Source organism: Nocardia yunnanensis (genome assembly GCF_003626895.1).
In the GTDB taxonomy this organism is placed as follows: domain Bacteria; phylum Actinomycetota; class Actinomycetes; order Mycobacteriales; family Mycobacteriaceae; genus Nocardia; species Nocardia yunnanensis.
Window position 1 is genome coordinate 1,889,074 of the sequence record NZ_CP032568.1, and the last position, 21,940, is coordinate 1,911,013.

Here is a 21,940-nt window from a genome sequence, read left to right on the forward strand (position 1 = left end):
GGAGAGTTCGGCGAGTGCGACGGCGGCGGTCTTGCCCGCTATCGTTCGGCGATCACATAGGTGAATGCCGTCCGATCGTGCCAGCCCTGATGGCCGGGCCCGCCGCGGAGGCACGAGAGCGCGCACAGCAGTGTCCAGAGACCGCCGGTCAGCACGCCGGGAATGATCAGGGTGGCCCAGCGGGTGAAGGCGGGGCCGGTGCCGGTGCCGTCGCACGGGGGAGTGGCGGTGTCGGCGTTCACGACTCGCAATCCGAGCGCTCGCTTGCCGGGGGTGCGGCCGCCGACGGCGACGAACGATATTTCGTAGAGTCCGCTCAGGGCGACCCCCGAGGCGACGACGAGCAATGTCGCCGCGACGGTGCCGGAACTTTCGCTGGCATATCCGGAATCCGAGGAACTCGAGATCAGGATCGCGAGCAGGGTGACGGGAATTCCCACGATGATCGCATCGAGTGCCCGTGCCGCCAGCCGCGCGCCTGATCGGGCGGGGTGAAAACGGCCGGACGGCAGCTCGACGGCGGTGGGTCGTGCGGTGGACTCATGGCGGCTCCCGGGTGAACGGCGTGAAGGTCGCGGGCCCGAGGCTCGGACCGGGTTGCGAAACACCCTCGGCCGCCGACCGGCCGGTCGCCATGGGAGGCTGCGGGAATCGGCTGCTCGGACGCGGATTCCGGTTTTCCGCTCCGGAATTCGCGTGGGCGGCCGGTCACGGCCCGGACCCCGAAACACCTGCGATGACCTGAATGTCCGAAATTGGAAGCTGATCGGACATGTTCGGGCACCTGGAGGTTTATCTGGTAACCGTACCGTCGCGCCTAGGAGCTCGGCGGACGGAGATGTAATGCTGGAACCGCGACTTCGGACCCTGTGGCTGGCCAATGCGGCGAGTGCGGGCGCGGCGGTGGCCGTGCGCGCTCAGCGACCGCTGTTCGCCACCCAGCGGCCCCTGTTCGACACCGAGGCGCGACGGCAGGGCGAGACCGTCGTGGCCTCGGATCTGGAAGTGGTGACGGTGACCGACCGCTCGGCCGTCCTCACCTGGACGACCCGGGCGCGCAATCGAACCGGTCGACTGCGCCCCGCGCCCGCCGGCACCGAGGTGCGCCTCGCCCCCGCCGACGGCCGCGGGGTGCCGCGCACCTGGTATGTCGACGGGCTGCGCACCCCCTACCACTACGCGGAGATCCGGGACCTGGAACCGGGACGCGCCTACCGCTTCGAAGCCTGGTCGGACGCCCATCGCGCCACCCCGGCGCGGACATGGGTGACGCGCCGGTCCGGAACACCCGAATCCACCGGTGTACTCACCACTCTCACGCCGCCGCCGGGTCGGTTGCTGCGTACCCTCGCCCTGGCCAATGACCTGCACTACGGCGAACCGGCCAGCGGGCTGTTCGCCGGGTTGTTCGAGGGCTTGCGGCACAGCACCGACGAATACCCGGACTTCATGCTGCAGTCCGCCCTCGAGGACTTGCGACTGCCGGATCGGGCCGCCGACCACCTGGTTGTCGCGGGGGATCTCACCGATTCGGGGACCGCGGAACAGTCGCGCGGAGTCCGGGAACGCCTCGACGCCTGGGGCGAACTCGGGCGCGACTACTTCGTGTGCCGGGGCAATCACGACATTCGCCCGCCCGAGGAGCCCGATCACTGGGGCGCGGTCTTCCATGAAAGAGACCGTCTGGTCGAGTATTTCGTCGGCGGGTTGCGGCTCATCGGACTCGACACCACCCGCCCGCGCGGCGCGGGCGGCACCCTCGGCGCGGCGCAGCTCGCGCACCTGCGCGAACTGCTGCGCGGCGAACCCGACCGGCCGACAGTGATTTTCGGCCATCACCCGGTGACCCGGCATGCGGCCGTGAGCAATCCGGGCGGACCCGGATTCGTGCTCGACCGCGTCAATGCCGCCGCGCTGCACGCGCTGTACGCGGCCGCGCCCGGGGTGTTCCTGCACCACAGCGGGCACACCCACCGGAATCGGTTGAGCCGGCCGGATTCCGGGATCGGGGTGGAATTCCTCGAGGTGGGCGCGGTCAAGGAGTATCCGGGCGGATACACGCTGCTACGCGTCTACGAGGGCGGATACATGGTGAACTTCTACAAGACGCGCTCGGAGGCGGCGCGCCGATGGAGTACCCGCACCCGCAGCCAATACCTGGGACTGCACCCCGATCACGCGCTCGGCAGCTGCCTGGATCGCAATCATGTTGTGCTGCGCGACTTCTCGGGACTGCACGGCCGCACCGGGAACTGACCGCGCGCCACAGCGAACCGAGGGTGACCACCCGCGATTTCCGACACACCGGACGCGACGTGCCGATATGTCCGGTCGAAATTACCCCGATACCGCCGCACTTGGGCATACTGCCTGGTGCGCAGGCGAACGGTCGGGTCCGACCGGACATGTCGGTGTCCGCTCGATCGCCGCTGTGCACGCGGCCTCGATTCGGCATGCTGGGTTTCGGCACTTCTCTAGTTACGGAGGCACGGTGGGCAGGCAGGGCAGGCAGTACCGTTCGAATCACGGCACCCTCCGGCACCAGCGCCCACCCGTCGAGGTCATCCGCCCCGCCCCCGAACCCCACTCGCTGCGCGAAGCCCTCGCCGCCACCGGCTGGCTCCTGTTCGAACTCCCCACCGCCGTCCTCCTGGCAGTCTTCGTAGGCACCGGCTGGCTCGGCTACGTCCAACACGCCGGCACCCCAGCCCAACCCCGCTCGGCGGTCGTGGCGCCTGCCGAAACCAGCGCGCACTGAGCCGTTCCGGCGTGGCGCTGCCGCCCTGAGCGGGCCCCGTGTGGCGTTGCCGCCCTGGGGTATTTCCGCAGGTGGCAACGCCGTGGTGGGTCACTCCGACTGGCTTCACGGCAGCAGCACCAGGCCGGGACCGGCCGCATCGCAGCCCGGCAACTGCTGCGAGTCGAGCGACAGTCGGTGGAACCGTTGGACCCACGGAGGCAAGATCAGTCGTGCTTGCCCGACCACCGCCGCCTCCACATGCTAGGGTGCGCGCGTCGACCCGCATGCTCATACACGACCGACACCGTGTGCGGAACATCCGTCGGGGCGATCGCAACGAGTGGCAGCGAGGGACGGCCGTGGCCGTGCGGCTCGGTGCGGTATGTGGGCACGGATCGCATAGACCACGCCTCGTCGCGGTGGTCTCGAGTATTCTCGAATCGCAGTGTGAGTGAACAGGTTTCGCAAGGGGGATGGTGTGCGGGTTTCAGTCCAGGAGCTGAAGGCGGCGGCAACGACCATCGATGGACTCGCGGACGAGGTCGGCAAGGTCTCCTTGTCGGACGACACGGCCGGTGCCTACATGTTGATGGGTGAGTTACGGGCGGGCCCGGCAACTGCCGCGGCGCTGCCCTCGGTCGAACCTGCCGAGCGGCAAGCTGTCTCGGTTGCGGTTGGCCGGTATCAGGAAATCGCGGCCATCATGCGTACGTCAGCAAGCTGGTACCTCGACACCGATGTCCAGATAGCAGCCCGGTTCGATGCCATCGAGGACCTGAACAGCGGAGTCATGCCGCAATGACGATCCCCACACCCACGCAGGTGGATGTGATGGTCATCGACCTGGACGGCTTCGCGACCCGGGCCGAAGCTGCCGCGACCCGGTCTCGCCGACATAGCGCCAGGCCGTGGTCGTCGAGATGTCGAACCCGGCACCGAGATCGGCATAGGTTTCGGCTTTACGCAGGTGAGCCAGCACGAGCAAGGCTTGACGGCCCGGGTCGAGCTTGCGCCAGACCGAGCCGATCGCGCGGCGATGCCGGCGGATCAGCCCGGCCACGAAGTGGAGAGTCTGGCGTGACAACGGCAGCGCGGAACGGTAGAACAACACGTGAAGCCCTTGGTACTCAGCGGTTTTGGTCGACAGCTGATCTACCAGGGGCTTCACCATTCACGGAGCCGACACGCCACACCAATCACCCACTACCACAACGGATCTCACTGGAGATGAAAAGGGCTCACTGACCGTCGCAGCGCAAACGGCCTCGCGGGAGAGTCCTGCGGGGCCGTTGCCGCGCAATGGGTTTCGCAGGTTTTATGATCTAGGCCATATACATGCCATAGGGTTTGACGGGTATTGCCGCGAGATCTACTGTCACGTGGTCGCGCTCACATCCGGCGATCCGTGGGCGGCGATGCAGGTTCTGAAGGGGGCACATGGCGAAGCATCGTAGGCAGACGGCAACGCAGCGGGTGTTGTTGCGCGCCGCCGTCTCCGCCATTCCCATGACCGCGGCGTTGGGCATCAGCGCTGTCGCTCACGCGGCGCCGCAACCCGGTGTGACGCAACCGGATCCGGGCGTCCCCAATTCCGGTGGTACCCAGCCGGGCGTGAGCACGCCGCCGCCGGCGGCTCCGCAGGTCTCGCCGCAGGACGACGCGCACGGTGTGGCGCCGCAGAGCGATTACGCTCCGACTCGGCCGGACCCGAAGCGCGACTATCCGGCCGCGCCGATCCAGCCGGGCGACCTGCACGCACCGGAGCCGACGCCGGACATCGGCGTGATCGTCCCCGCCAATCCGCGGGAACTGCGCGCCGGTGACCTCACCGCCATTGCCCCGGACTTCCTCAGCGACGATCAGGTCGCTCAGCTCAATGGCGTTCTGGCCGGCCCCGAGGCGCAGATCTCGCAGTTCACCCGCTCCATCGGCGTCGCGCCCAGCCGCGCCGACCACATCGCGGCGGGCGCGTTGGCGGGAGCCGCCGGCGGGGCGATCGCCGGTTGCATCGCGGGCGCGGCCATCGCGGTCCTCCCGGCAGGCCCCTTCTTCCCCATCATCGCCCCGGTCGCCGCGCCGCCCGGATGCGTGATCGGTGGCGTGATCGGCCTGGCGACCGGCGCTGTCCTCGGCGCGGGAGCGGGCGCGCTGATCTGACCTCGGCCCCAGGAGAAATCCTGCGGGACCGTTGCTGCGCAAGAGGTTTCAGGGTTGCTCAGGGTGGATGTCATACGTGAGAACCATTCGGCCCTGAATTCACAGGGAAACCATTCCTCAGCCGAGGCGATCTCGGGCATCGTGAACGACCATGACGTCGATCTCCTTACGCCGCAAGGTCGCCGGTGTGGCCGCTGTCGGTGCTCTCGCCCTGATTCCCCTTGCCGCCGTGGCGGTTCCGGCTTCCGCCGATGTTCCGTTGCAACCCACCCCGGGCGATGTGGCCTGGCCGCATCACCCGAACAACCCGAACAACGGGTGGTGGGACAACGACAACGACTGGCGCCACCGCCACGACCGTGACGACTGGAACCACGACAACGACTGGAACCGCTGGAACAACGGTCCCGACTGCTGGTGGCGTAACGCGCTGCCGCGCACCGGCAGCTTCTAGAACACGGGAACACTTCGCGCGTACCACCCCCTTCACGCGCGAAAAGCGAAGGCCCGCCAGGGAATCCCCGGCGGGCCTTCGTGCTACGAGAACCTTACGCGGTTTCGGTGATCGGGCGGTCGACCCAGCTCATCAGGCCGCGCAGCTTGGCGCCGGTGACCTCGATCGGGTGCTCGGCGTTGGCCTTGCGCAGACCCTCGAGCTCCTTGTTGCCGCCCTCGACATTGGCGACCAGGCGCTTGACGAAGGTGCCGTCCTGGATGTCGGTCAGGATCGCCTTCATGCGCTCCTTGGTGCCGGCGTCGATGACGCGCGGGCCCGACAGGTAGCCACCGAACTCGGCGGTGTCGGACACCGAGTAGTTCATGCGGGCGATGCCGCCCTCGTACATCAGGTCGACGATCAGCTTGAGCTCGTGCAGCACCTCGAAGTAGGCCATCTCCGGCGCGTAACCGGCCTCGACCATGACCTCGAAACCGGTCTTGACCAGTTCCTCGGTGCCGCCGCAGAGCACGGCCTGCTCACCGAAGAGGTCGGTCTCGGTCTCTTCCTTGAAGGTGGTCTTGATGACGCCCGCGCGGGTGCCGCCGATGCCCTTGGCGTAGGACAGGGCCAGCGCCTGGCCGTTGCCGGTCGGATCCTGGTCGATGGCGATCAGGGCGGGAACGCCCTTGCCGTCGACGAACTGGCGGCGCACCAGGTGGCCGGGGCCCTTGGGGGCGACCATACCGACGGTGACGTTGGCCGGAGCCTTGATCAGACCGAAGTGGATGTTGAGGCCGTGGCCGAAGAACAGCGCGTCGCCGTCCTTGAGGTGCGGCTCGATGTCGTTGGTGAAGATCGACGCCTGCGCGGTGTCGGGCGCCAGCACCATGATGACGTCGGCCCACTCGGCGACCTCGGCCGGCGTGCCGACGGTCAAGCCGGCTTCCTCGGCCTTGGCGCGGGACTTCGAGCCCTCCTTGAGGCCGATGCGCACGTCGACGCCGGAATCGCGCAGGCTCAGCGAATGCGCGTGGCCCTGCGAGCCGTAGCCGATGACCGCGACCTTCTTGCCCTGGATGATCGACAGATCGGCATCGTCGTCGTAGAACATCTCGACTGCCACTTTGGGTGCTCCTTCTGGATTCTGTGATTAAGGAATGTGGATCCCGGCCAAAAGCATGCCGGGATGACGAGCGGGTGGCCGCCGTGGCGGCCGGTTACTAACGAGTCGCGGTGATGGACTTCGGCCCACGTCCGACCGCGACGACGCCGGACTGCACGATCTCTCGAATACCGTACGGCTCCAGCATGCGCAGCAGCGCGTCCAGCTTGGAGCGGGTGCCGGTGGCCTCGATGGTCAGCGCGTCGGGCGACACGTCGATCACCTTGGCGCGGAACAGGTTCACCGACTCGATGACCTGGGTGCGCACGCTCGCGTCGGCACGCACCTTGACCAGGATCAGTTCGCGGGCCACCGAGGAGTCGGCGTCCTGCTCGACGATCTTGATCACGTTCACCAGCTTGTTGAGCTGCTTGGTGACCTGCTCGAGCGGCAGATCCTCCACGGTCACCACGATGGTCATGCGCGAGATCTCGGGGATCTCGGTGCCGCCGACCGCCAGCGACTGGATATTGAAGCCGCGGCGGGAGAACAGCGACGCCACGCGCGCCAGCACGCCGGGCTTGTCCTCCACCAGCACGGACAGGGTGTGGGTGGTGGTCATTCCTGGGTCCCCTTCTGGGCAGCACGCTCGTGAGCGTTCACCGACGCCTGCTCATGCGACATGGCCTCGTGGATGACGGCCGGCTCGGCGACCGACTCGTCGTCGTCGAACAGCGGGCGGATGCCGCGCGCGGCCATGATCTCGTCGTTGGAGGTGCCGGCGGCGACCATCGGCCACACCTGCGCGTCCTTGCCGACGATGAAGTCGATCACCACGGGCCGGTCGTTGATCGACTGCGCCTCGCGGATCGCGGCCTCCACATCCTCTTCCTTCTCCACCCGAATGCCGTGGCAGCCAAGGGCTTCCGCCAGCTTCACGAAGTCGGGGATGCGCAGGGTGTGGGTGCCCAGGTCGGTGTTGGAGTAGCGCTGCTCGTAGAACAGCGTCTGCCACTGCCGCACCATGCCCAGGTTGCCGTTGTTGATCAGCGCGACCTTGATCGGGACGCCCTCGACGGCGCAGGTGGCCAGTTCCTGATTGGTCATCTGGAAGCAGCCGTCACCGTCGATGGCCCAGACCTCGCGGTCGGGCATGCCCATCTTGGCGCCCATGGCGGCGGGCACGGCGTAGCCCATGGTGCCCAGACCACCGGAATTCAGCCAGGTGCGCGGCTTCTCGTACTTGACGAACTGCGCGGCCCACATCTGGTGCTGGCCGACGCCGGCACAGTAGATGGCGTCGGGTCCGGCCAGCTGGCCCAGCTTCTCGATCACGAACTCGGGCGAGAGCGAACCGTCGGAGGGGGTCTTCCAGCCCAGCGGGTAGCTGTCGCGCACACCGCTGAGGTAGGTCCACCACTCGGTCAGGTCCAGCAGCGGCGCCTTGCCGGACGCCGCCGGGTCGGCCTTCAGGGTCTCGATGAGCTCGGTGATGACCTCGCGGCAGTCGCCCACGATCGGGACGTCGGCGTGGCGGTTCTTGCCGATCTCGGCGGGGTCGATGTCGGCGTGAATCACCTTGGCGCCCACTGCGAACGAGTCCAGCTGACCGGTGACGCGGTCGTCGAAACGCGCGCCCAGGGTGATCAGCAGATCCGAACGCTGCAGGGCCGCAACGGCTCCCACGGTGCCGTGCATACCGGGCATGCCCATGTTGAGGGTGTGCGAGTCGGGGAACGCGCCGCGCGCCATCAGGGTGGTGACCACCGGGATGCCGGTCAGCTCGGCCAGCTCGAGGAGTTCCTCGTTGGCGTCGGCCTTGATGACGCCGCCGCCGACGTAGAGCACGGGCGCCTTGGCGTCCATGATCATCCGGGCGGCCTCGCGCACCTGCTTGCCGTGCGGCTTGGTCACCGGACGGTAGCCGGGCAGCTTCATCTCCGGCGGCCACGAGAAGGTGGTCTGCGCCTGCAGCACATCCTTGGGAATGTCGACCAGGACCGCGCCCGGGCGGCCGGTGGCGGCCAGGTGGAACGCCTCGGCGATCATGCGCGGGATGTCGATCGGGTCGGTGACCAGGAAGTTGTGCTTGGTGCACGCCATGGTGATGCCCGAGATGTCGGCTTCCTGGAACGCGTCGGTGCCGATCAGCGAGCGGCCGACCTGGCCGGTGATGGCCACCAGCGGCACCGAATCCATCTGCGCGTCCGCGATCGGGGTGACCAGGTTGGTCGCGCCGGGACCGGATGTCGCCATGCAGACGCCGACCTTGCCGGTTGCCTGGGCGTAGCCGGTCGCGGCGTGACCCGCGCCCTGCTCGTGCCGCACCAGCACGTGGCGGACCTTGGTCGAGTCGAACAGCGGGTCGTAGACGGGAAGAATCGCACCGCCCGGAATGCCGAAGACCGTGTCGACGCCGAGCTCCTCGAGGGAACGGACGACCGACTGCGCGCCGGTGACCCGCTCGGGCGGGACCTGGCGGCGGTTCGGGGTCGCGGCCGCGGCCGCGGCCGGCTGGGGCGTAGGCGCGGGCTTGCGGGCCGAGGGCCCGGGCCGTGCGGTAGGTGCGCTCACCGTCTTGGTTCCTTTACTGCTTGTCGTTCCAGTTCATGGACTTGCCTGAACACAAAAAAGCCCCCGACAGCCAGGTGGCTGTTCGAGGGTGGCGCGTCGCAGCTGCGAGCTGACGTAAATGACCTACAGTCGTCGGCTCAGCGCTGGACGCGCCGGCCGATTACGAGAAGCTCGGTTCGATTCACGCGCTCGACGGTAATTGCGCGCTGGTCGTTCAGTCAAACAGCTGACCTATGGGGTCTCATTATGTGAGACAGTGCGGTTATTCGGGTCCGTTCACCATGATGCAAGGATGTGGGTGTGTCCTCACAGCATCAGTCCGTGCCACCTGCTCGATCGTCCCACACGCCCGAGTCCGAATCGGACGCGGGTCACGTGATCCGCATCCCCCGGCTCGCTCACCTCGGGGTGTTCATCCTGCTGTTCTGCGTGGCCTTCCCGTTCTTCGGCTGGCCGCAGGTGCTGTGGGTGCTGTTCGCGATCCCGCTGGCCATGGTCGTCTGGGTCGAACGCACCCGGACCACCGTCTCGGACAATGGGATCGACACCCGCACCCTGTTCGGCTCCCGGCACATCGACTGGGCCGACGTGCGCGGGCTGCGCATCCCCAAGCGCGGGTATCTGCAACTGCATCTGGCCGACGATTCCGACGTGAGCCTGCCCGCGGTCGGCTACGGGCAGCTCGCGACGCTGATCGCCGCCTCCCACGGCCGCATCCCGGATCCCTTCGCCGAGGCCGAGGGAACCGACGCTGGGTCCGAAGAAGAGGACGACGACAAGGGCGAGTCCGCGCCGGAGTAACGTTGAGAGCCGCCGGAAAACGGCGCAGTCGCCACAGCCCACCGCGACACGAACCGAGGACCTGACCCATGCCACCGCTTCGCTCACGCACCACCACCGCCGGCCGCAATGCCGCGGGCGCTCGCGCCCTCTGGCGCGCGACCGGCCTCACCGACTCCGATTTCGGGAAGCCGATCGTCGCCATCGCGAACTCGTACACGCAGTTCGTGCCCGGGCACGTGCACCTCAAGGATGTCGGCGAGATCGTTGCCGAGGCGGTGCGGGCTGCCGGTGGCGTGCCGCGCGAGTTCCACACCATCGCCGTGGACGACGGGATCGCGATGGGGCACGGCGGCATGCTGTACTCGCTGCCCTCGCGCGAGATCATCGCCGACTCCGTGGAATACATGGCCAACGCGCACACCGCGGACGCACTGGTCTGCATCTCCAACTGCGACAAGATCACCCCCGGCATGCTGAATGCCGCCATGCGGCTGAACATTCCGGCCGTGTTCGTCTCCGGCGGGCCGATGGAGGCCGGTAAGGCCGTGGTCGTGGGCGGCGTCGCCCAGGCCCCGACCGATCTGATCACCGCCATCTCCGCGAGCGCCTCGCCGCACGTGACCGACGACGGCCTCACCGAGGTCGAGCGTTCCGCGTGCCCGACGTGTGGTTCCTGCTCGGGCATGTTCACCGCCAACTCGATGAACTGCCTGACCGAGGCGCTGGGTCTGTCGTTGCCGGGCAACGGTTCCACGCTGGCCACGCATTCCGCGCGCCGCGCGCTGTTCGAGAAGGCCGGCCGGGTGATCGTGGACATCGCCACCCGCTGGTACCGCGACGACGACGCGTCGGTGCTGCCGCGAAATGTGGCCAATGCCAAGGCTTTCCACAACGCCATGGCCCTCGATGTCGCCATGGGCGGTTCCACCAACACGGTGCTGCACACCCTCGCCGCCGCGCAGGAGGGTGAGATCGAATTCGATCTGCAGAGCATCGACGAGATCTCGCGCCGGGTGCCGTGCCTGTCGAAGGTGTCGCCGAACTCCGATTACCACATGGAGGACGTGCACCGCGCCGGCGGCATTCCGGCCATTCTCGGTGAGCTGCGCCGCGCCGGTCTGCTGCACACCGACGTCACCACCGTGCACACCAAGTCGTTCGACGAGTGGCTCGACACCTGGGACATCCGCTCCGGCAAGGCTTCCGAGGAAGCGATCGAGCTGTTCCACGCCGCGCCCGGCGGGGTGCGCACCACCGTGCCGTTCTCCACCGACAACCGCTGGTCCTCGCTGGACACCGACGCCGAGGGCGGCTGCATCCGCGACAAGGCGCACGCCTACACCGTCGAGGGCGGGCTGTGCGTGCTGCGCGGCAATATCGCGCCCGACGGCGCGATCCTGAAAACCGCCGGCATCGACGAGGACCTGTTCACCTTCGAGGGCCCGGCCGTGGTGGTCGAGTCGCAGGAGGAGGCGGTCTCCAAGATCCTCAACAAGGAGATTCAGCCCGGCGACGTGGTCGTGGTCCGCTACGAGGGCCCCAAGGGCGGTCCGGGCATGCAGGAAATGCTGCACCCCACCTCGTTCTTGAAGGGCGTCGGCCTGGGCAAGGTCTGCGCGCTCATCACCGACGGACGCTTCTCCGGCGGCACCTCGGGCCTGTCCATCGGCCACATGTCCCCGGAGGCGGCGGCGGGCGGGTCCATCGGCCTGATCGAGAACGGTGACCGCATCCGCATCGACGTGCACACCCGCGCGCTCGAATTGCTGGTCCCCGAAGAGGTTCTCGCGGAGCGTCGCGTGAAAATGGAAGCGTCCGAACGGCCTTGGCAGCCGGTGGATCGCGAGCGGCCGGTCACCACCGCGCTGCGCGCCTACGCCGCGCTCGCCACCTCCGCCGACAAGGGTGCCGTCCGGCGCGTGCCGTAAATCCAGAAAGACAGGGAATGACAATCGAATACATCGGCAAGGCCGACTCCATGCTGGCCGAGTACGCGGCCATGCTCAGCCGCTCGGATGCCCGCAATGCCGAGGCGAAGGCGTTGCTTGCCGAGGCCGAGGAATTGGCCGCCGAGGTCCGGCATCTGGAATCGACGGAGTTCATGATGACGCCGGACGAGATCGCCCAGAGCCATACGCACCGGGCGCTGCTGTCCCAGGAGATCGACGCCAAGTCGGGCCGGGTGCTACAGCTGCACCAGGAAACCTTCCAGGAGTGGGAGTCGTGGACGGCTCGTCAGTACTGACGAGCCGTGGGGGCAAGCCCCCACACCCCCGCAACGGCCGGGATGATCGCCAGATCGTCCCGGCCGCTTCGCTTTTCACGACCCGTCAGAACGGGCCGACGCCTTCCAACGGGTTGCCGCCGTGCAGATAGACGTAGGTCAGGATGGCCGCGGCCACGGCCGCTACGAAGGCGGCCAGCGAACCGAAGAACGGCCTGCTCGACCAGCCGCGGTTGCGGTCCAGCGAGAGCTGGCCCGGGCCGGTGAGGATCAGCACGGTGGTCAGGCCGACCAGGATCGACTCCAGCTCCACCGAATTGCCCTTGGCCGAGTACTGGAATCCGGGCGCCATGCCCTGCTTCCACAGCCAGGCGTCGAGGATGACCGCGAGCAGCGCGCCCGCCGCCAGCGGGGTGGCCAGGCCGAGGGCGACCAGGATGCCGCCGCCGAGCTCGCCGGCGATGAGCATGGGCGCGGCGATGTCGACATGCTTCCAGCCGCCGTTCTCCATGGCGGTCTTGATGCCGTCGAGGCCGGGCCCGTGGAACCAGCCGGTCGCCTTCTGCAGCCCGTGGTAGACGAAGGTGCCGCCGATGACCAAGCGCAGCAACAACAGTCCGGCGTCCAGGGTGCCGCGGCGCTCGTCGCGGCGGCGGACCCGGCCGTTGTTCTCGGCGGGGGACGGGGGCGCGGGCGGGATGCTGGCGAACGAGTAGGTCGGCGACGGCTCGGTGGTGGTGCTGTTGGCCGCGCCCGGAATGGCGTTGCGCACCTGCGAATAGAGCGGGACCTCCGGATCGAGGCCGAGCTCCTCGTCGGTGCGCGGCAGCTTCTCCGTCGGCTGAGTGTCGCCGCGCGGCAGCTTCTCGGTGGTCTGCACATCGCCAGAACCCGCACCCGGGACGGGCGGAATGCCGGACGCCGTGGGGAACTGCTCGGTCGGCGAGTCGAAGGGGCTGCGGACCGGTTCCCCGGCCGGTCGCGGCGGTGCGGGCGTGGCGTCGCCCGCCACGGCGGACGGCTCGGACGATTCGGTCTGCTTGTCGGTCACGCGGGCCAGACTATTAGCCGCAGGGGCGTGACACGCAGCAGAACACGGGCGTGTCCGAGATTGCGACACCCCGTCCGAGCATGGACGGCGGGTTTTCCGTAACGTTCCAGGCATGAGTTTGGTTGCCGCTGGCCGGGTCGGGGTGGGCGCACGCAGGGTGGGGCTGGGCGCGAGCAGGGTCGTGCTCGGCGTGACCCTGGGCGCCGTGCTGCTGTCGGGCTGCGCCCGCTTCGACGATCGCGCCTCCAGCCCGTTCACCCCGGAACCGACCTGGCAGGACGCCGAGCCCAATACGACCACGCCGAAAACCCCGCCCAGCAACGCGAAACGACCCGACCTGCCGTGCGTGGACCCCGATACCGCGGTGGTGGTGTCGTGCCTGGACACCACCGGCGGACTGGTGGCGCTGCCCGACGGCGGCAGCGCGCTGGTGGCCGAGCGGACCACCGGGCGCATCCTCAAGGTGGTCGCCACCGACGAGGGTGAGCCGCCTGCGCCGGTCGAGGTCGCCAAGCTCGATATCGACCCGGCCGGGGACGGCGGTCTCACGGGTCTGGCGCTCTCGCCGACCTTCGGCGAGGACGGGCTGGTCTACGCCTACATCACCACCCCGAGCGACAACCGGGTGGTGCGCATCTCCACCGACGGCGGCGGCGCGCCCAAGCCGATCCTGACCGGAATTCCCAAGGGCAGCAACGGCAATCGCGGTTCCATCGACTTCCTGCACGACCGCATGCTGATCCTCACCGGCGACGCCGGCAATCCGTCGCTGGCGACCGACAGCAGCTCGCTGGCCGGCAAGCTGCTCGGCGTCGACTCCCCCGCGCCCGGGGCGTCCTCCACCGTGCTGGTCTCCGGTATCGGCGTGGCCGGCGGAGTGTGTTCCGACGGCAAGGATTCCATCTGGTTCACCGACCGCACCGCCACCGAGGACCGCTTGCAGCGCGTCGGACCGGACGGGGCGGCGGTCAAGGCGTGGACGTGGCCGGACCACCCGGGTGTCGCGGGCTGCGCGGCCGCGGCCGACGGCGTGGCGATCTCGCTGACCAATCAGAAGGGCCTGGCGCTGGCCACCGCGGACAAGACCACGCACGCGGTGACCGCGGCGCCGGCGGTGCTGGCGCAGGACAAATACGGCCGCCTCGACGGCGCGGCCCTGGGCGGTGACGGCAATATCTGGGTCGGCACCGTGAACAAGCCGGACGGCAACCCCAACCAGTACGACGATCGAGTCGTGCGCATCCCGCCGCCGGCCGCGGGCGGCGAAGGCGGCAAGCAATAGGCCCAGACAGTAGCCCAAAACGATTGGGGCGCACGGCAGCTGCCGTGCGCCCCAACTCGTCCGAAGGGTTACCCCTGCACGCCGCAGGCGGCCAGCACCAGCTCGCGCACGCGCGCGGCGTCGGCCTGGCCGCGGGTGGCCTTCATGACGTCGCCGACGACCTTGCCCGCGGCCTGGACCTTGCCGGAGCGGATCTTCTCGGCGATGTCGGGGTTGGCGGCCAGCGCCTTCTCGACCTCGGTCTGCAGCGCGGAGTCGTCGGAGACCATGCCGAGGCCCTTGGCTTCGACGATGGCGGCGGGTTCGCCCTCCCCCGCGAGAACGAAGTCGACGACCTGCTTGGCGACCTTGTTGTTGATGGTCTTGGCCTCCACGAGTCCGGCGACCTCGGCGACCTGCTTCGGGGTGATGGGCAGGTCCTCCAGCGAAACCTGGCTCTCCTTGGCCTTTTCCGTCAGGTAGGCGACCCACCAGGAGCGCGCGGCGTCCACCGACGCGCCCGCGTCGACGGTCGCGATGATCAGGTCCAGTGCGCCGGCGTTGACCAGGTCGCGGAACACCTCGTCGGACAGACCCCAGTCGGACTGGATGCGGGCGCGGCGCAGCCACGGGTATTCCGGAATGGTGCCGCGCAGCTCCTCGACCCAGGCGGCGTCGGGCGCGACGGGCTCGAGGTCCGGCTCCGGGAAGTAGCGGTAGTCCTCGGCGGTCTCCTTGATGCGCCCGGCCGAGGTGGTGCCGTCGGTCTCGTGGAAGTGGCGGGTCTCCATGAGGATGGTGCCGCCCGCGGCCAGCACCGCGGCCTGCCGCCGCATCTCGAAGCGCACCGCGACCTCGACGCTGCGCAGCGAGTTCACGTTCTTGGTCTCGGTGCGGGTGCCGAATTCCTTGGCGCCCTTGGGCATCAGCGAGACGTTGGCGTCACAGCGCAGCGAGCCCTGCTCCATCTTCACGTCGGAGACGTCGAGCGACTCGAGCACCTCGCGCAGCGCGGTCACGTACGCGCGGGCCACCTCGGGCGCCCGCTCGCCCGCGCCCTGAATGGGTTTGGTGACGATCTCGATGAGCGGCACGCCCGCGCGGTTGTAGTCCAGCAGCGAATGCGAGGCGCCGTGGATGCGACCGGTCGCGCCGCCGACGTGCAGCGACTTGCCGGTGTCCTCTTCCATGTGGGCGCGTTCGATGTCGACCCGGAACACGGTGCCGTCGTCGAGCACCACGTCGAGGTAGCCGTTGGCCGCGATCGGCTCGTCGTACTGGCTGATCTGGTAGTTCTTCGGCTGGTCCGGATAGAAGTAGTTCTTGCGCGCGAACCGCCCCCACGGGGTGATGGTGCAGTTGAGCGCCAGCCCGATGCGGATGGCGGACTCGACGGCCTTCTCGTTCACCACCGGCAGCGAGCCCGGCAGGCCCAGGCAGACCGGGCACACCTGGGTGTTGGGCTCGGCGCCGAATGCGGTGGGGCAGCCGCAGAACATCTTGGTCGCGGTGCCCAGCTCGACGTGTACCTCCATGCCGAGCACCGGTTCGTACCGGTCGATGACATCGGAGTAGTCCATCAAGTCCACGGTCGCTGCGCTCATGCGCACCATCCTATTAGTGACCGGTCCGACCCCCGCGACGGCGGTCGGACCGGGCGATCAGTCGACCGCGATGGCCTCCACGATGGGCAGCCGCGCCGCGCGCAGGGCCGGCGGAATCGCCCCGAGCAGCGACAGCCCGAGTGCGATGATCGCGTACGCCACCAGCAGTGCGCTCGGGTGATAGGCGATGTCCATGGCGATGGCGTGCCCGAGCGCGACCGTCGCCAGATAGTGCACCGCCGAGCCGACCGTGAGACCCAGCAGCGCGCCGGTGACGCCGATGCCCGCCGCTTCGGTGAGCACGGTGCGCAGCAGGAACCGGCGGCTGGTGCCCATGGCCCGCAGCACCCCGAGTTCGCGCCGGCGATCCAGCACCGACAGCATCAGCGTGTTCAGCAGCGCCACGGCCGAGACCAGCACCACGATCCAGAGGATGGCCGCGCTGATCGAGGTGCCCTGCCGCACGCTCGACGAAATCGCGGTCACCGCTTGGCTTCCGGTGTCGACATGCATATCGGCGGGCACGGCCGCGCGGACCGCGGCCATGACCGCGGCGTGGTCGGCGCCGGGCGCGAAGTCCACCCCGATGATGGTTTCGCCGGGACGCTGATACCACTGCCGCAGGATGTCGAGGTCGAGCACGACGACGCCGGCGATGGCCGAGAAGTACGGCACCACCTTCAGCACCGTGACCCGATGTTCGCCGGTCGGGGTGGGCAGGGTCAACGCCGAGCCCTCGTGCACGCCGAGCGAGCGGGCCACGTCCCGGGAGACGACGACGCCCTCCCCCTTGGCCATGCGCGCCTGATCGGCCGCGCTCACGCTGTCGAGGGTCTGGGTGCGGGCGACCCCGTTCTCGTACGCCTGCAACATGACTCGGCCCCGACCCAGGGTCGCGAACGCCATCTGCGCGGAGCCGACGCCGCCGACACCGGGGATGGCCTTCAGCTTGTCCTTGAGATCGGCGGGCAGCAGCGGACCGGTGGGGAACTGCTCCATGGGGGTGGGACTGACGAACACGTCGGTGCGGGCCAGGCCCTGGAAGCTGTCGGTGGCGGCGCTGACCATATTGCGGCTGGCATTGCCGATGGCGACGATGGCGGTCACGCCGATCATGACCGTCATGACGGTCGCCCACACTCGGCGCGGCGCGCGTTCGATGGTGGTGGAGCCCAGCGCGCCGGGCGCGCCGAACAGCCGCGCCACCGCGGCCACCGCGGCCACGATGGGTTCGGTGGCCGCGAAGCACAGCACCACCGCGCCGGCGATGGACAGCGAGATGGCCCCGATGGACAGCCGTCCCAGGTCGGCCTCGGCGATGACCACCGCGCCCGCGATCAGCGCCACCCCGAAAACCGCTGCGACCCAGCGCATCAGCGGCTTCACCCGGTCGGCCGCGCCGACGCCGACGGGAGCCAGCGCCTCGATGGGCGCGACCTTGTACACCTGCCGCGCGGCGATGGCGGCCGCCGCGACACTGGCCAGCACGCACGCCAGGATCGCCACCGGCACCGCGTACCCGGGCACCTCGTATTCGGTGCGTGATTCCACCGAGTTCACGATGGCCGCGGGCAACTGGTGAATCGCGGTGCGGCCCATGAAGATTCCGATGATCGCTCCGATGACCCCGCCGCACAGCCCGAGCAGCGCCGCCTCGGCGATCAGATCGCGCACCATCGGGGAGCGCTTGCCGCCCATGGCCCGCAGCAGCGACAGCGTCGGGCGGCGTTGCGCCACGGCCATGCTCATGGCGTTGTAGATGAGAAACGAGGACACGATGAGCGCCGAGGCCGAGGAGGCCAGCGTCGAATACCGCACCAGCATGACCGCGCCGCCGGCCTGCGCGGTCCGCAGATCCGGATCGGCGACCACCGCGTGCCCGGCGACGGCGGCGGTCAGCCGCGAACGCAGCTGTCCCACATCGGTATTCGGCGCGGCGACGATCTGCACCGAGTCCAGCCGCCCGACCCGGTCGGTGATCTGCTGCGCCACCGGCAGCAGCGCGATCACGATATGCCCGCCGTTGATCTTGGCGGCGGTGGCGTCGTCGATGACGCCCGCGACGGTCGCGGTCACCGTGCCCAGCTGGAACTTCTCCCCCTGCGCACGCCCCATGGCCGAGCCGACGAGCACGCCGTTGGGGACGGTGAGCAGCTTGCTCGCCTGCTCGCGCAGCGTCCCGCCGAGATCGCTGCCCAGCTGCGCCACCGAGGCGTCCGCGCCGATCAGCAGCGCGCGGCTGTCGCCGGCGCCGAGGGACTGCCGCAGCATCGGCACCGCCGCGCCGACCCCCGGTACGGCGCGAATCTGTTGCAGCAGTGGCTGATCGAATCCGGCGTCGGTGATGCCGCTGACCTCGAGCGCCGCGTTGCCGCCGAGGCTCTTGGTGAGCTTGTCCACCGAGCCGGTGATGGAGCCGGAGATGCTGAACACCGAAACCAGCAGTCCCGCCGACACTCCCATCACCACCATGGCCATGACGGTGCGGCCGCGGTGGGCGAACAGTTCGCCGATATTGAACAGCCGCAGCCGATCCCACGCCGCCCGGATCACGCGCGAACCTCGTCGGTCGCGACGGTCTCGTCACCGGGAACGGTCTCGTCGCCGGGAACGGTCTCGTCCGCGGTGATCGCGGCGGCGGGTTCCTCCGGCACGGTCCGCACCGCGCCGTCGTCGGCCCGCTCGACCCGGTCGATGGACCCGATCAGCCCGTCGCGCAGGTTGATCACCCGGTCGCAGTAGCGCACCGCGCCCATGTCGTGGGTGACCATGACCACGGAGTTGCCCTCCTTGGTGATGTCGGCGAGCAGCTGCAGGATCGAGGCCCCGGTCTTGGAGTCCAGGTTGCCGGTGGGCTCGTCGGCGAGGATGAGCGGCGGATCCATGATCAGCGCCCGCGCCACCGCCACCCGCTGCATCTGCCCGCCCGACAGTTCGGCGGGCCGGTGCTCGGCGCGGTCGCCGAGCCCGACCAGCTCCAGCAGCTCCAGCGCCCGCGGCTTGGCCTTACGCAATCCGGTGCCGTCCAACAGCTTCGGGATGGCCACGTTCTCCCACGCGGTCAGCGTGGGCAGCAGATTGAAGAACTGGAACACGAAACCGACGCGATGTCGCCGGAATTCGGACTGCCGGTCGTCGTCGAGGTCACCGATCTCCTTGTCCTGGAAGCGAATCGACCCGGAGTCCGGCGAGTCCAGCGCACCGAGCAGATGCAGCAGCGTGCTCTTGCCCGAACCCGAGGGCCCGACGATGGCGGTGAACTCCCCCGCCTCGATGCGCAGGCTGATCCCGTCCAGCGCCCGCACGGTCTGCTCGCCCACCCGGTACTGCTTGGTGACGTCGGTCAATTCCAGCATCTCTGTTCCCCTCTGACTGTCGCTGCAGCCGGTGTCTATCAGCCCGCCAGCGCTCGCGCACGCGGACGGCGGTAATACAGGCGGTCGGTGTCGAAGGCGTCGAGGATCGCGCGCAGCGCCGGCTGCTCGGCGGTCAGCTCGTGCACCACCTGCGGCACCGATTTGCCCTGTGCGAGTGCGTGTTCCAACTTGACGTCGAGATGGTTCTGCCAGCGGGCGCGCAGCGCCAGCAGCACGCCGTCCACCCCGCCGAAGAGCCGCTCCAACTCCGGCAGCCCCTCGAACAGCGTGGGATCGGCGGGATTCAGCGGCAACCGGCTGCGCGCCACCCGGTCGAGAACGGTGTGCAGGATGTCGGTGCGAGCGTGAAAGTCAGCCCAGGACATGGCCCCAACCTCTCCGGTCAGATCTTGCGTGAACGCCCGGTCGTGGCGGGCGCTGTGCCGTTGTCCCAAAGCTACGGTCGCTCCAATACCCCTGTCGTCGTGCCGGGGACCCGACTTGTTCTCCTACCGCGGTAGGACAACAACCCCTGCCGTCGCACGATGTACGCGGTCCGATCTGCCGGATAGCCTTGCAGAATGAACGTGACCAGCGCCACCCCCGAATCGATCGGGCAGGTGCGGCAGGAGTTGCGGGAGTGGCTCGCGGAGTGCGCGGTGCGGGCCCGGGGGTTCGTGCGCAATCCGGTCGCGGAGTATCGGCGCTGGGTGGAGAACACCGGTTTCGACTATCCCGTCTCCATGGTGGTGCTGGTCGATCTCATGATGCTCACCATCAGCGGGATCTCCTTCGCGCAGCGAGTGGCGGCCGGGTATCCGCCCGGCGGCCTCGCGCTGGCCGCGCTGGCGCTCATTGTGCTGACCGGTCCGCCGTGCGTGATCCTGAACTTCCCGCCGCGCCCGGCACTGCTGGCGGTGCTGACCATGGCGTCGGTGGCGCTGTTCCTGGCGCAGCCGGTGTCGTTCGATATCGCGCCGCTGGTGCTGATCATCATCACCGGTGAGATCGCGGCCATCACCCGCACCGTGATCGGCACGGCGGTGGGGGTGGCGATGTTCGCCGAACTGCTGCTGTTCCGTGCGCAGGGGCACGCGGACGGGGTGGCGTTCCCGTGGTTCGCGCTGGGGATCCTGTTCGGCTGGTTCACCGGGCAGCTGCTGAACTATCAACGCCGATATCTCTATCAGGAACGCGACTACCAGCACATGCGCGCGTTGCAGGCGGCCGGTGAGGAGCGCCGGCGCATTGCCCGCGAGGTGCACGACGTCATCGCGCATTCGCTGAGCGTCACCCTGCTGCACGTGACCGCGGCCCGGCACGCGCTGCAAACCGACCAGGACGTGGACGAGGCCGTCGACGCGCTGGCCGACGCGGAGCGGGTGGGCCGCCAGGCCATGGCCGATATCCGTCGCACCGTCGGCCTGCTCGACGGTCACCCGGCCCCGCTGCGCCCGGAACCCGGCCTGGACGACATCGAGGATCTGGTCGCGGATTTCGTGCGCGCGGGCATGCGCATTGAGTTCCGCGCGACCGGCGACCCGAGCCAGATCTCCCCGGGTCTCGGACTGGCTATCTATCGCATCTGCCAGGAATCACTGGCCAATATCGCCAAGCACGCCCCCGGCGCCCAGGCCGAGATGCGAATCCTGTTGCACGCCAGGCATATCGACCTGATCGTACGCAACACCCTGCCGGCCGGAACGCGGGCCCGCCCGGGGCGCGGCATGGGGGTGTCCGGGATGCGCCAGCGCCTGGCCGTGCTGGGCGGCACCCTCGCCGCGGGGATCGAGGACGAGCACTGGCAGGTGTGCGCGCGCATTCCGACCACCGGCCAATTCCCATGTCTCGCCGCCGCCGAACAGGGGCTGCGTTCGGTACTGACCACCATGAGCCACAAACCGCTGACCACCATGAGCCACAAACCGCAGCAGGAGGGTGTGTGACCGACCGTTCGGACGAGGAGCTGATCGGGGTCCTGGTGGTCGACGATCAGGAGCTGGTGCGCGGCGGTCTGCGCCGAATCCTGCGCCGCCGGGACGGTTTCCTGGTCGGCGAGTGCGCCGACGGCGACGAGGTGCCCGCGGCCGTGCGCGCCCAGCGGCCCGATGTGGTGCTGATGGATCTGCGGATGAAACGCATCGGCGGCATCGAGGCCACCCGCACCCTGCGCGGCATCGCGGACGCGCCCCCGGTGCTGGTGCTGACCACCTTCGACGACGACCAGTTGCTGTCGGGCGCGCTGCGCGCGGGCGCGGCGGGCTTCATTCTCAAGGACTCGCCCGCCGAGGATCTGATCCGCGCGGTGCGCACGGTGGCCACCGGCGGCTCGTGGCTGGACCCGACCGTCACCCCGCGTGTCCTGTCGACCTATCGTTCGGCGCGTCCCACTCCTGCGCCCGGCGGCGATCGCCTGTCGGAGCTGACCGTTCGCGAGCTCGAGGTGCTCGAACTCATCGGCCGCGGCCGCCTCAACGCTGAGATCGCGAGCACACTCGGCATCTCGGAGGTAACGGTGAAGAGCCATGTGGGACATATCTTCGGGAAGCTTGGGTTACGCGACCGTGCCGCGGCCATCGTCTTTGCGTTTGACCACGGCGTAGTGGCACCGGGAGAATCCACCCCCTAGGGGTGGGTCGCGGGTCCTCG

The 21,940-nt window shown here is 68.8% G+C and carries 19 protein-coding genes and 2 pseudogenes; 11 read left to right on the forward strand and 10 right to left on the reverse strand.

Annotated features, from left to right (window positions below; genetic code table 11):
• Nucleotides 1-38 precede the first annotated feature (38 nt).
• Nucleotides 39-731, reverse strand: coding sequence for an RDD family protein (locus tag D7D52_RS08615; protein WP_342775256.1), 693 nt, complete (start codon nt 729-731; stop codon nt 39-41).
• A gap of 112 nt (nt 732-843) precedes the next feature.
• On the opposite strand from D7D52_RS08615, the gene D7D52_RS08620 reads away from it, so the two are divergent.
• From D7D52_RS08620 to D7D52_RS08630, 3 genes are all read left to right on the forward strand, one after another.
• Nucleotides 844-2,256, forward strand: coding sequence for a metallophosphoesterase family protein (locus tag D7D52_RS08620; RefSeq protein WP_120735841.1), 1,413 nt, complete (start codon nt 844-846; stop codon nt 2,254-2,256).
• 235 nt (nt 2,257-2,491) lie between these two features.
• A complete protein-coding gene (locus D7D52_RS08625) occupies nt 2,492-2,758 on the forward strand; it encodes a hypothetical protein (protein WP_120735842.1) in 267 nt (88 codons plus the stop codon).
• Between the two features lie 460 nt (nt 2,759-3,218).
• A complete protein-coding gene (locus tag D7D52_RS08630) occupies nt 3,219-3,542 on the forward strand; it encodes a type VII secretion target (protein WP_162958220.1) in 324 nt (107 codons plus the stop codon).
• An 84-nt stretch (nt 3,543-3,626) separates the two neighbouring features.
• Here the strand turns inward: D7D52_RS08630 and D7D52_RS08635 are convergent.
• A pseudogene (locus D7D52_RS08635) lies at nt 3,627-3,851 on the reverse strand (helix-turn-helix domain-containing protein); the annotation flags it as partial.
• 326 nt (nt 3,852-4,177) lie between these two features.
• On the opposite strand from D7D52_RS08635, the gene D7D52_RS08640 reads away from it, so the two are divergent.
• Entirely contained in the window at nt 4,178-4,897 is a 720-nt protein-coding gene (locus D7D52_RS08640) for a hypothetical protein (protein WP_162958221.1), read from the forward strand.
• A gap of 151 nt (nt 4,898-5,048) precedes the next feature.
• Complete coding sequence (locus D7D52_RS08645) at nt 5,049-5,351, forward strand: hypothetical protein (protein ID WP_162958222.1); 303 nt, start codon at nt 5,049-5,051, stop codon at nt 5,349-5,351.
• 94 nt (nt 5,352-5,445) lie between these two features.
• On the opposite strand, the gene ilvC is transcribed toward D7D52_RS08645, so the two are convergent.
• The 3 genes from ilvC to D7D52_RS08660 all read right to left on the reverse strand — a co-directional run bounded on the left by ilvC (nt 5,446) and on the right by D7D52_RS08660 (nt 9,012).
• Nucleotides 5,446-6,447: a ketol-acid reductoisomerase gene (gene ilvC, locus D7D52_RS08650; protein WP_174416487.1), complete on the reverse strand. Its 1,002-nt coding sequence runs from the start codon at nt 6,445-6,447 to the stop codon at nt 5,446-5,448.
• A gap of 109 nt (nt 6,448-6,556) precedes the next feature.
• Nucleotides 6,557-7,060 (reverse strand): acetolactate synthase small subunit, encoded by a 504-nt coding sequence (ilvN, locus tag D7D52_RS08655; RefSeq protein ID WP_120735846.1) that lies wholly within the window; start codon nt 7,058-7,060, stop codon nt 6,557-6,559.
• The gene (locus D7D52_RS08660) at nt 7,057-9,012 is read right to left on the reverse strand and encodes an acetolactate synthase large subunit (RefSeq protein WP_120735847.1); all 1,956 of its coding nucleotides are present in this window, start codon (nt 9,010-9,012) and stop codon (nt 7,057-7,059) included. Before D7D52_RS08660 ends, ilvN begins: the two co-directional genes overlap by 4 nt.
• A 321-nt stretch (nt 9,013-9,333) precedes the next feature.
• Between D7D52_RS08660 and D7D52_RS08665 the strand changes: the two genes are divergently transcribed.
• The 3 genes from D7D52_RS08665 to D7D52_RS08675 all read left to right on the forward strand — a co-directional run bounded on the left by D7D52_RS08665 (nt 9,334) and on the right by D7D52_RS08675 (nt 12,040).
• A complete protein-coding gene (locus D7D52_RS08665; RefSeq protein ID WP_246023695.1) occupies nt 9,334-9,813 on the forward strand; it encodes a PH domain-containing protein in 480 nt (159 codons plus the stop codon).
• A gap of 68 nt (nt 9,814-9,881) precedes the next feature.
• Entirely contained in the window at nt 9,882-11,723 is a 1,842-nt protein-coding gene (ilvD, locus tag D7D52_RS08670) for a dihydroxy-acid dehydratase (protein WP_120735849.1), read from the forward strand.
• 17 nt (nt 11,724-11,740) lie between these two features.
• A complete protein-coding gene (locus tag D7D52_RS08675) occupies nt 11,741-12,040 on the forward strand; it encodes a hypothetical protein (RefSeq protein ID WP_120735850.1) in 300 nt (99 codons plus the stop codon).
• A gap of 85 nt (nt 12,041-12,125) precedes the next feature.
• Here the strand turns inward: D7D52_RS08675 and D7D52_RS08680 are convergent, their stop codons facing one another.
• Complete coding sequence (locus D7D52_RS08680; protein WP_246023696.1) at nt 12,126-13,070, reverse strand: DoxX family protein; 945 nt, start codon at nt 13,068-13,070, stop codon at nt 12,126-12,128.
• 112 nt (nt 13,071-13,182) lie between these two features.
• Here D7D52_RS08680 and D7D52_RS08685 point away from each other — a divergent pair, with 112 nt between their 5' ends.
• A complete protein-coding gene (locus D7D52_RS08685) occupies nt 13,183-14,352 on the forward strand; it encodes a PQQ-dependent sugar dehydrogenase (RefSeq protein ID WP_120735852.1) in 1,170 nt (389 codons plus the stop codon).
• Between the two features lie 68 nt (nt 14,353-14,420).
• On the opposite strand, the gene gatB is transcribed toward D7D52_RS08685, so the two are convergent.
• From gatB to D7D52_RS08705, 4 genes and pseudogenes are all read right to left on the reverse strand, one after another.
• A complete protein-coding gene (gatB, locus tag D7D52_RS08690) occupies nt 14,421-15,935 on the reverse strand; it encodes an Asp-tRNA(Asn)/Glu-tRNA(Gln) amidotransferase subunit GatB (RefSeq protein ID WP_120743929.1) in 1,515 nt (504 codons plus the stop codon).
• Nucleotides 15,936-15,992: 57 nt separating this feature from the next.
• On the reverse strand, nt 15,993-18,488 hold the full coding sequence (locus tag D7D52_RS08695; RefSeq protein ID WP_120735853.1) for an ABC transporter permease: 2,496 nt from the start codon (nt 18,486-18,488) through the stop codon (nt 15,993-15,995).
• A 143-nt stretch (nt 18,489-18,631) separates the two neighbouring features.
• A pseudogene (locus D7D52_RS08700) lies at nt 18,632-19,291 on the reverse strand (ABC transporter ATP-binding protein); the annotation flags it as partial.
• 38 nt (nt 19,292-19,329) lie between these two features.
• Entirely contained in the window at nt 19,330-19,677 is a 348-nt protein-coding gene (locus D7D52_RS08705) for a hypothetical protein (RefSeq protein ID WP_120735855.1), read from the reverse strand.
• Nucleotides 19,678-19,872: 195 nt separating this feature from the next.
• On the opposite strand from D7D52_RS08705, the gene D7D52_RS08710 reads away from it, so the two are divergent.
• The gene (locus D7D52_RS08710; protein ID WP_120735856.1) at nt 19,873-21,237 is read left to right on the forward strand and encodes a sensor histidine kinase; all 1,365 of its coding nucleotides are present in this window, start codon (nt 19,873-19,875) and stop codon (nt 21,235-21,237) included.
• A complete protein-coding gene (locus D7D52_RS08715) occupies nt 21,234-21,920 on the forward strand; it encodes a response regulator transcription factor (RefSeq protein WP_246023697.1) in 687 nt (228 codons plus the stop codon). The genes D7D52_RS08710 and D7D52_RS08715 overlap by 4 nt, the downstream gene beginning before the upstream one ends.
• Nucleotides 21,921-21,940 lie beyond the last annotated feature (20 nt).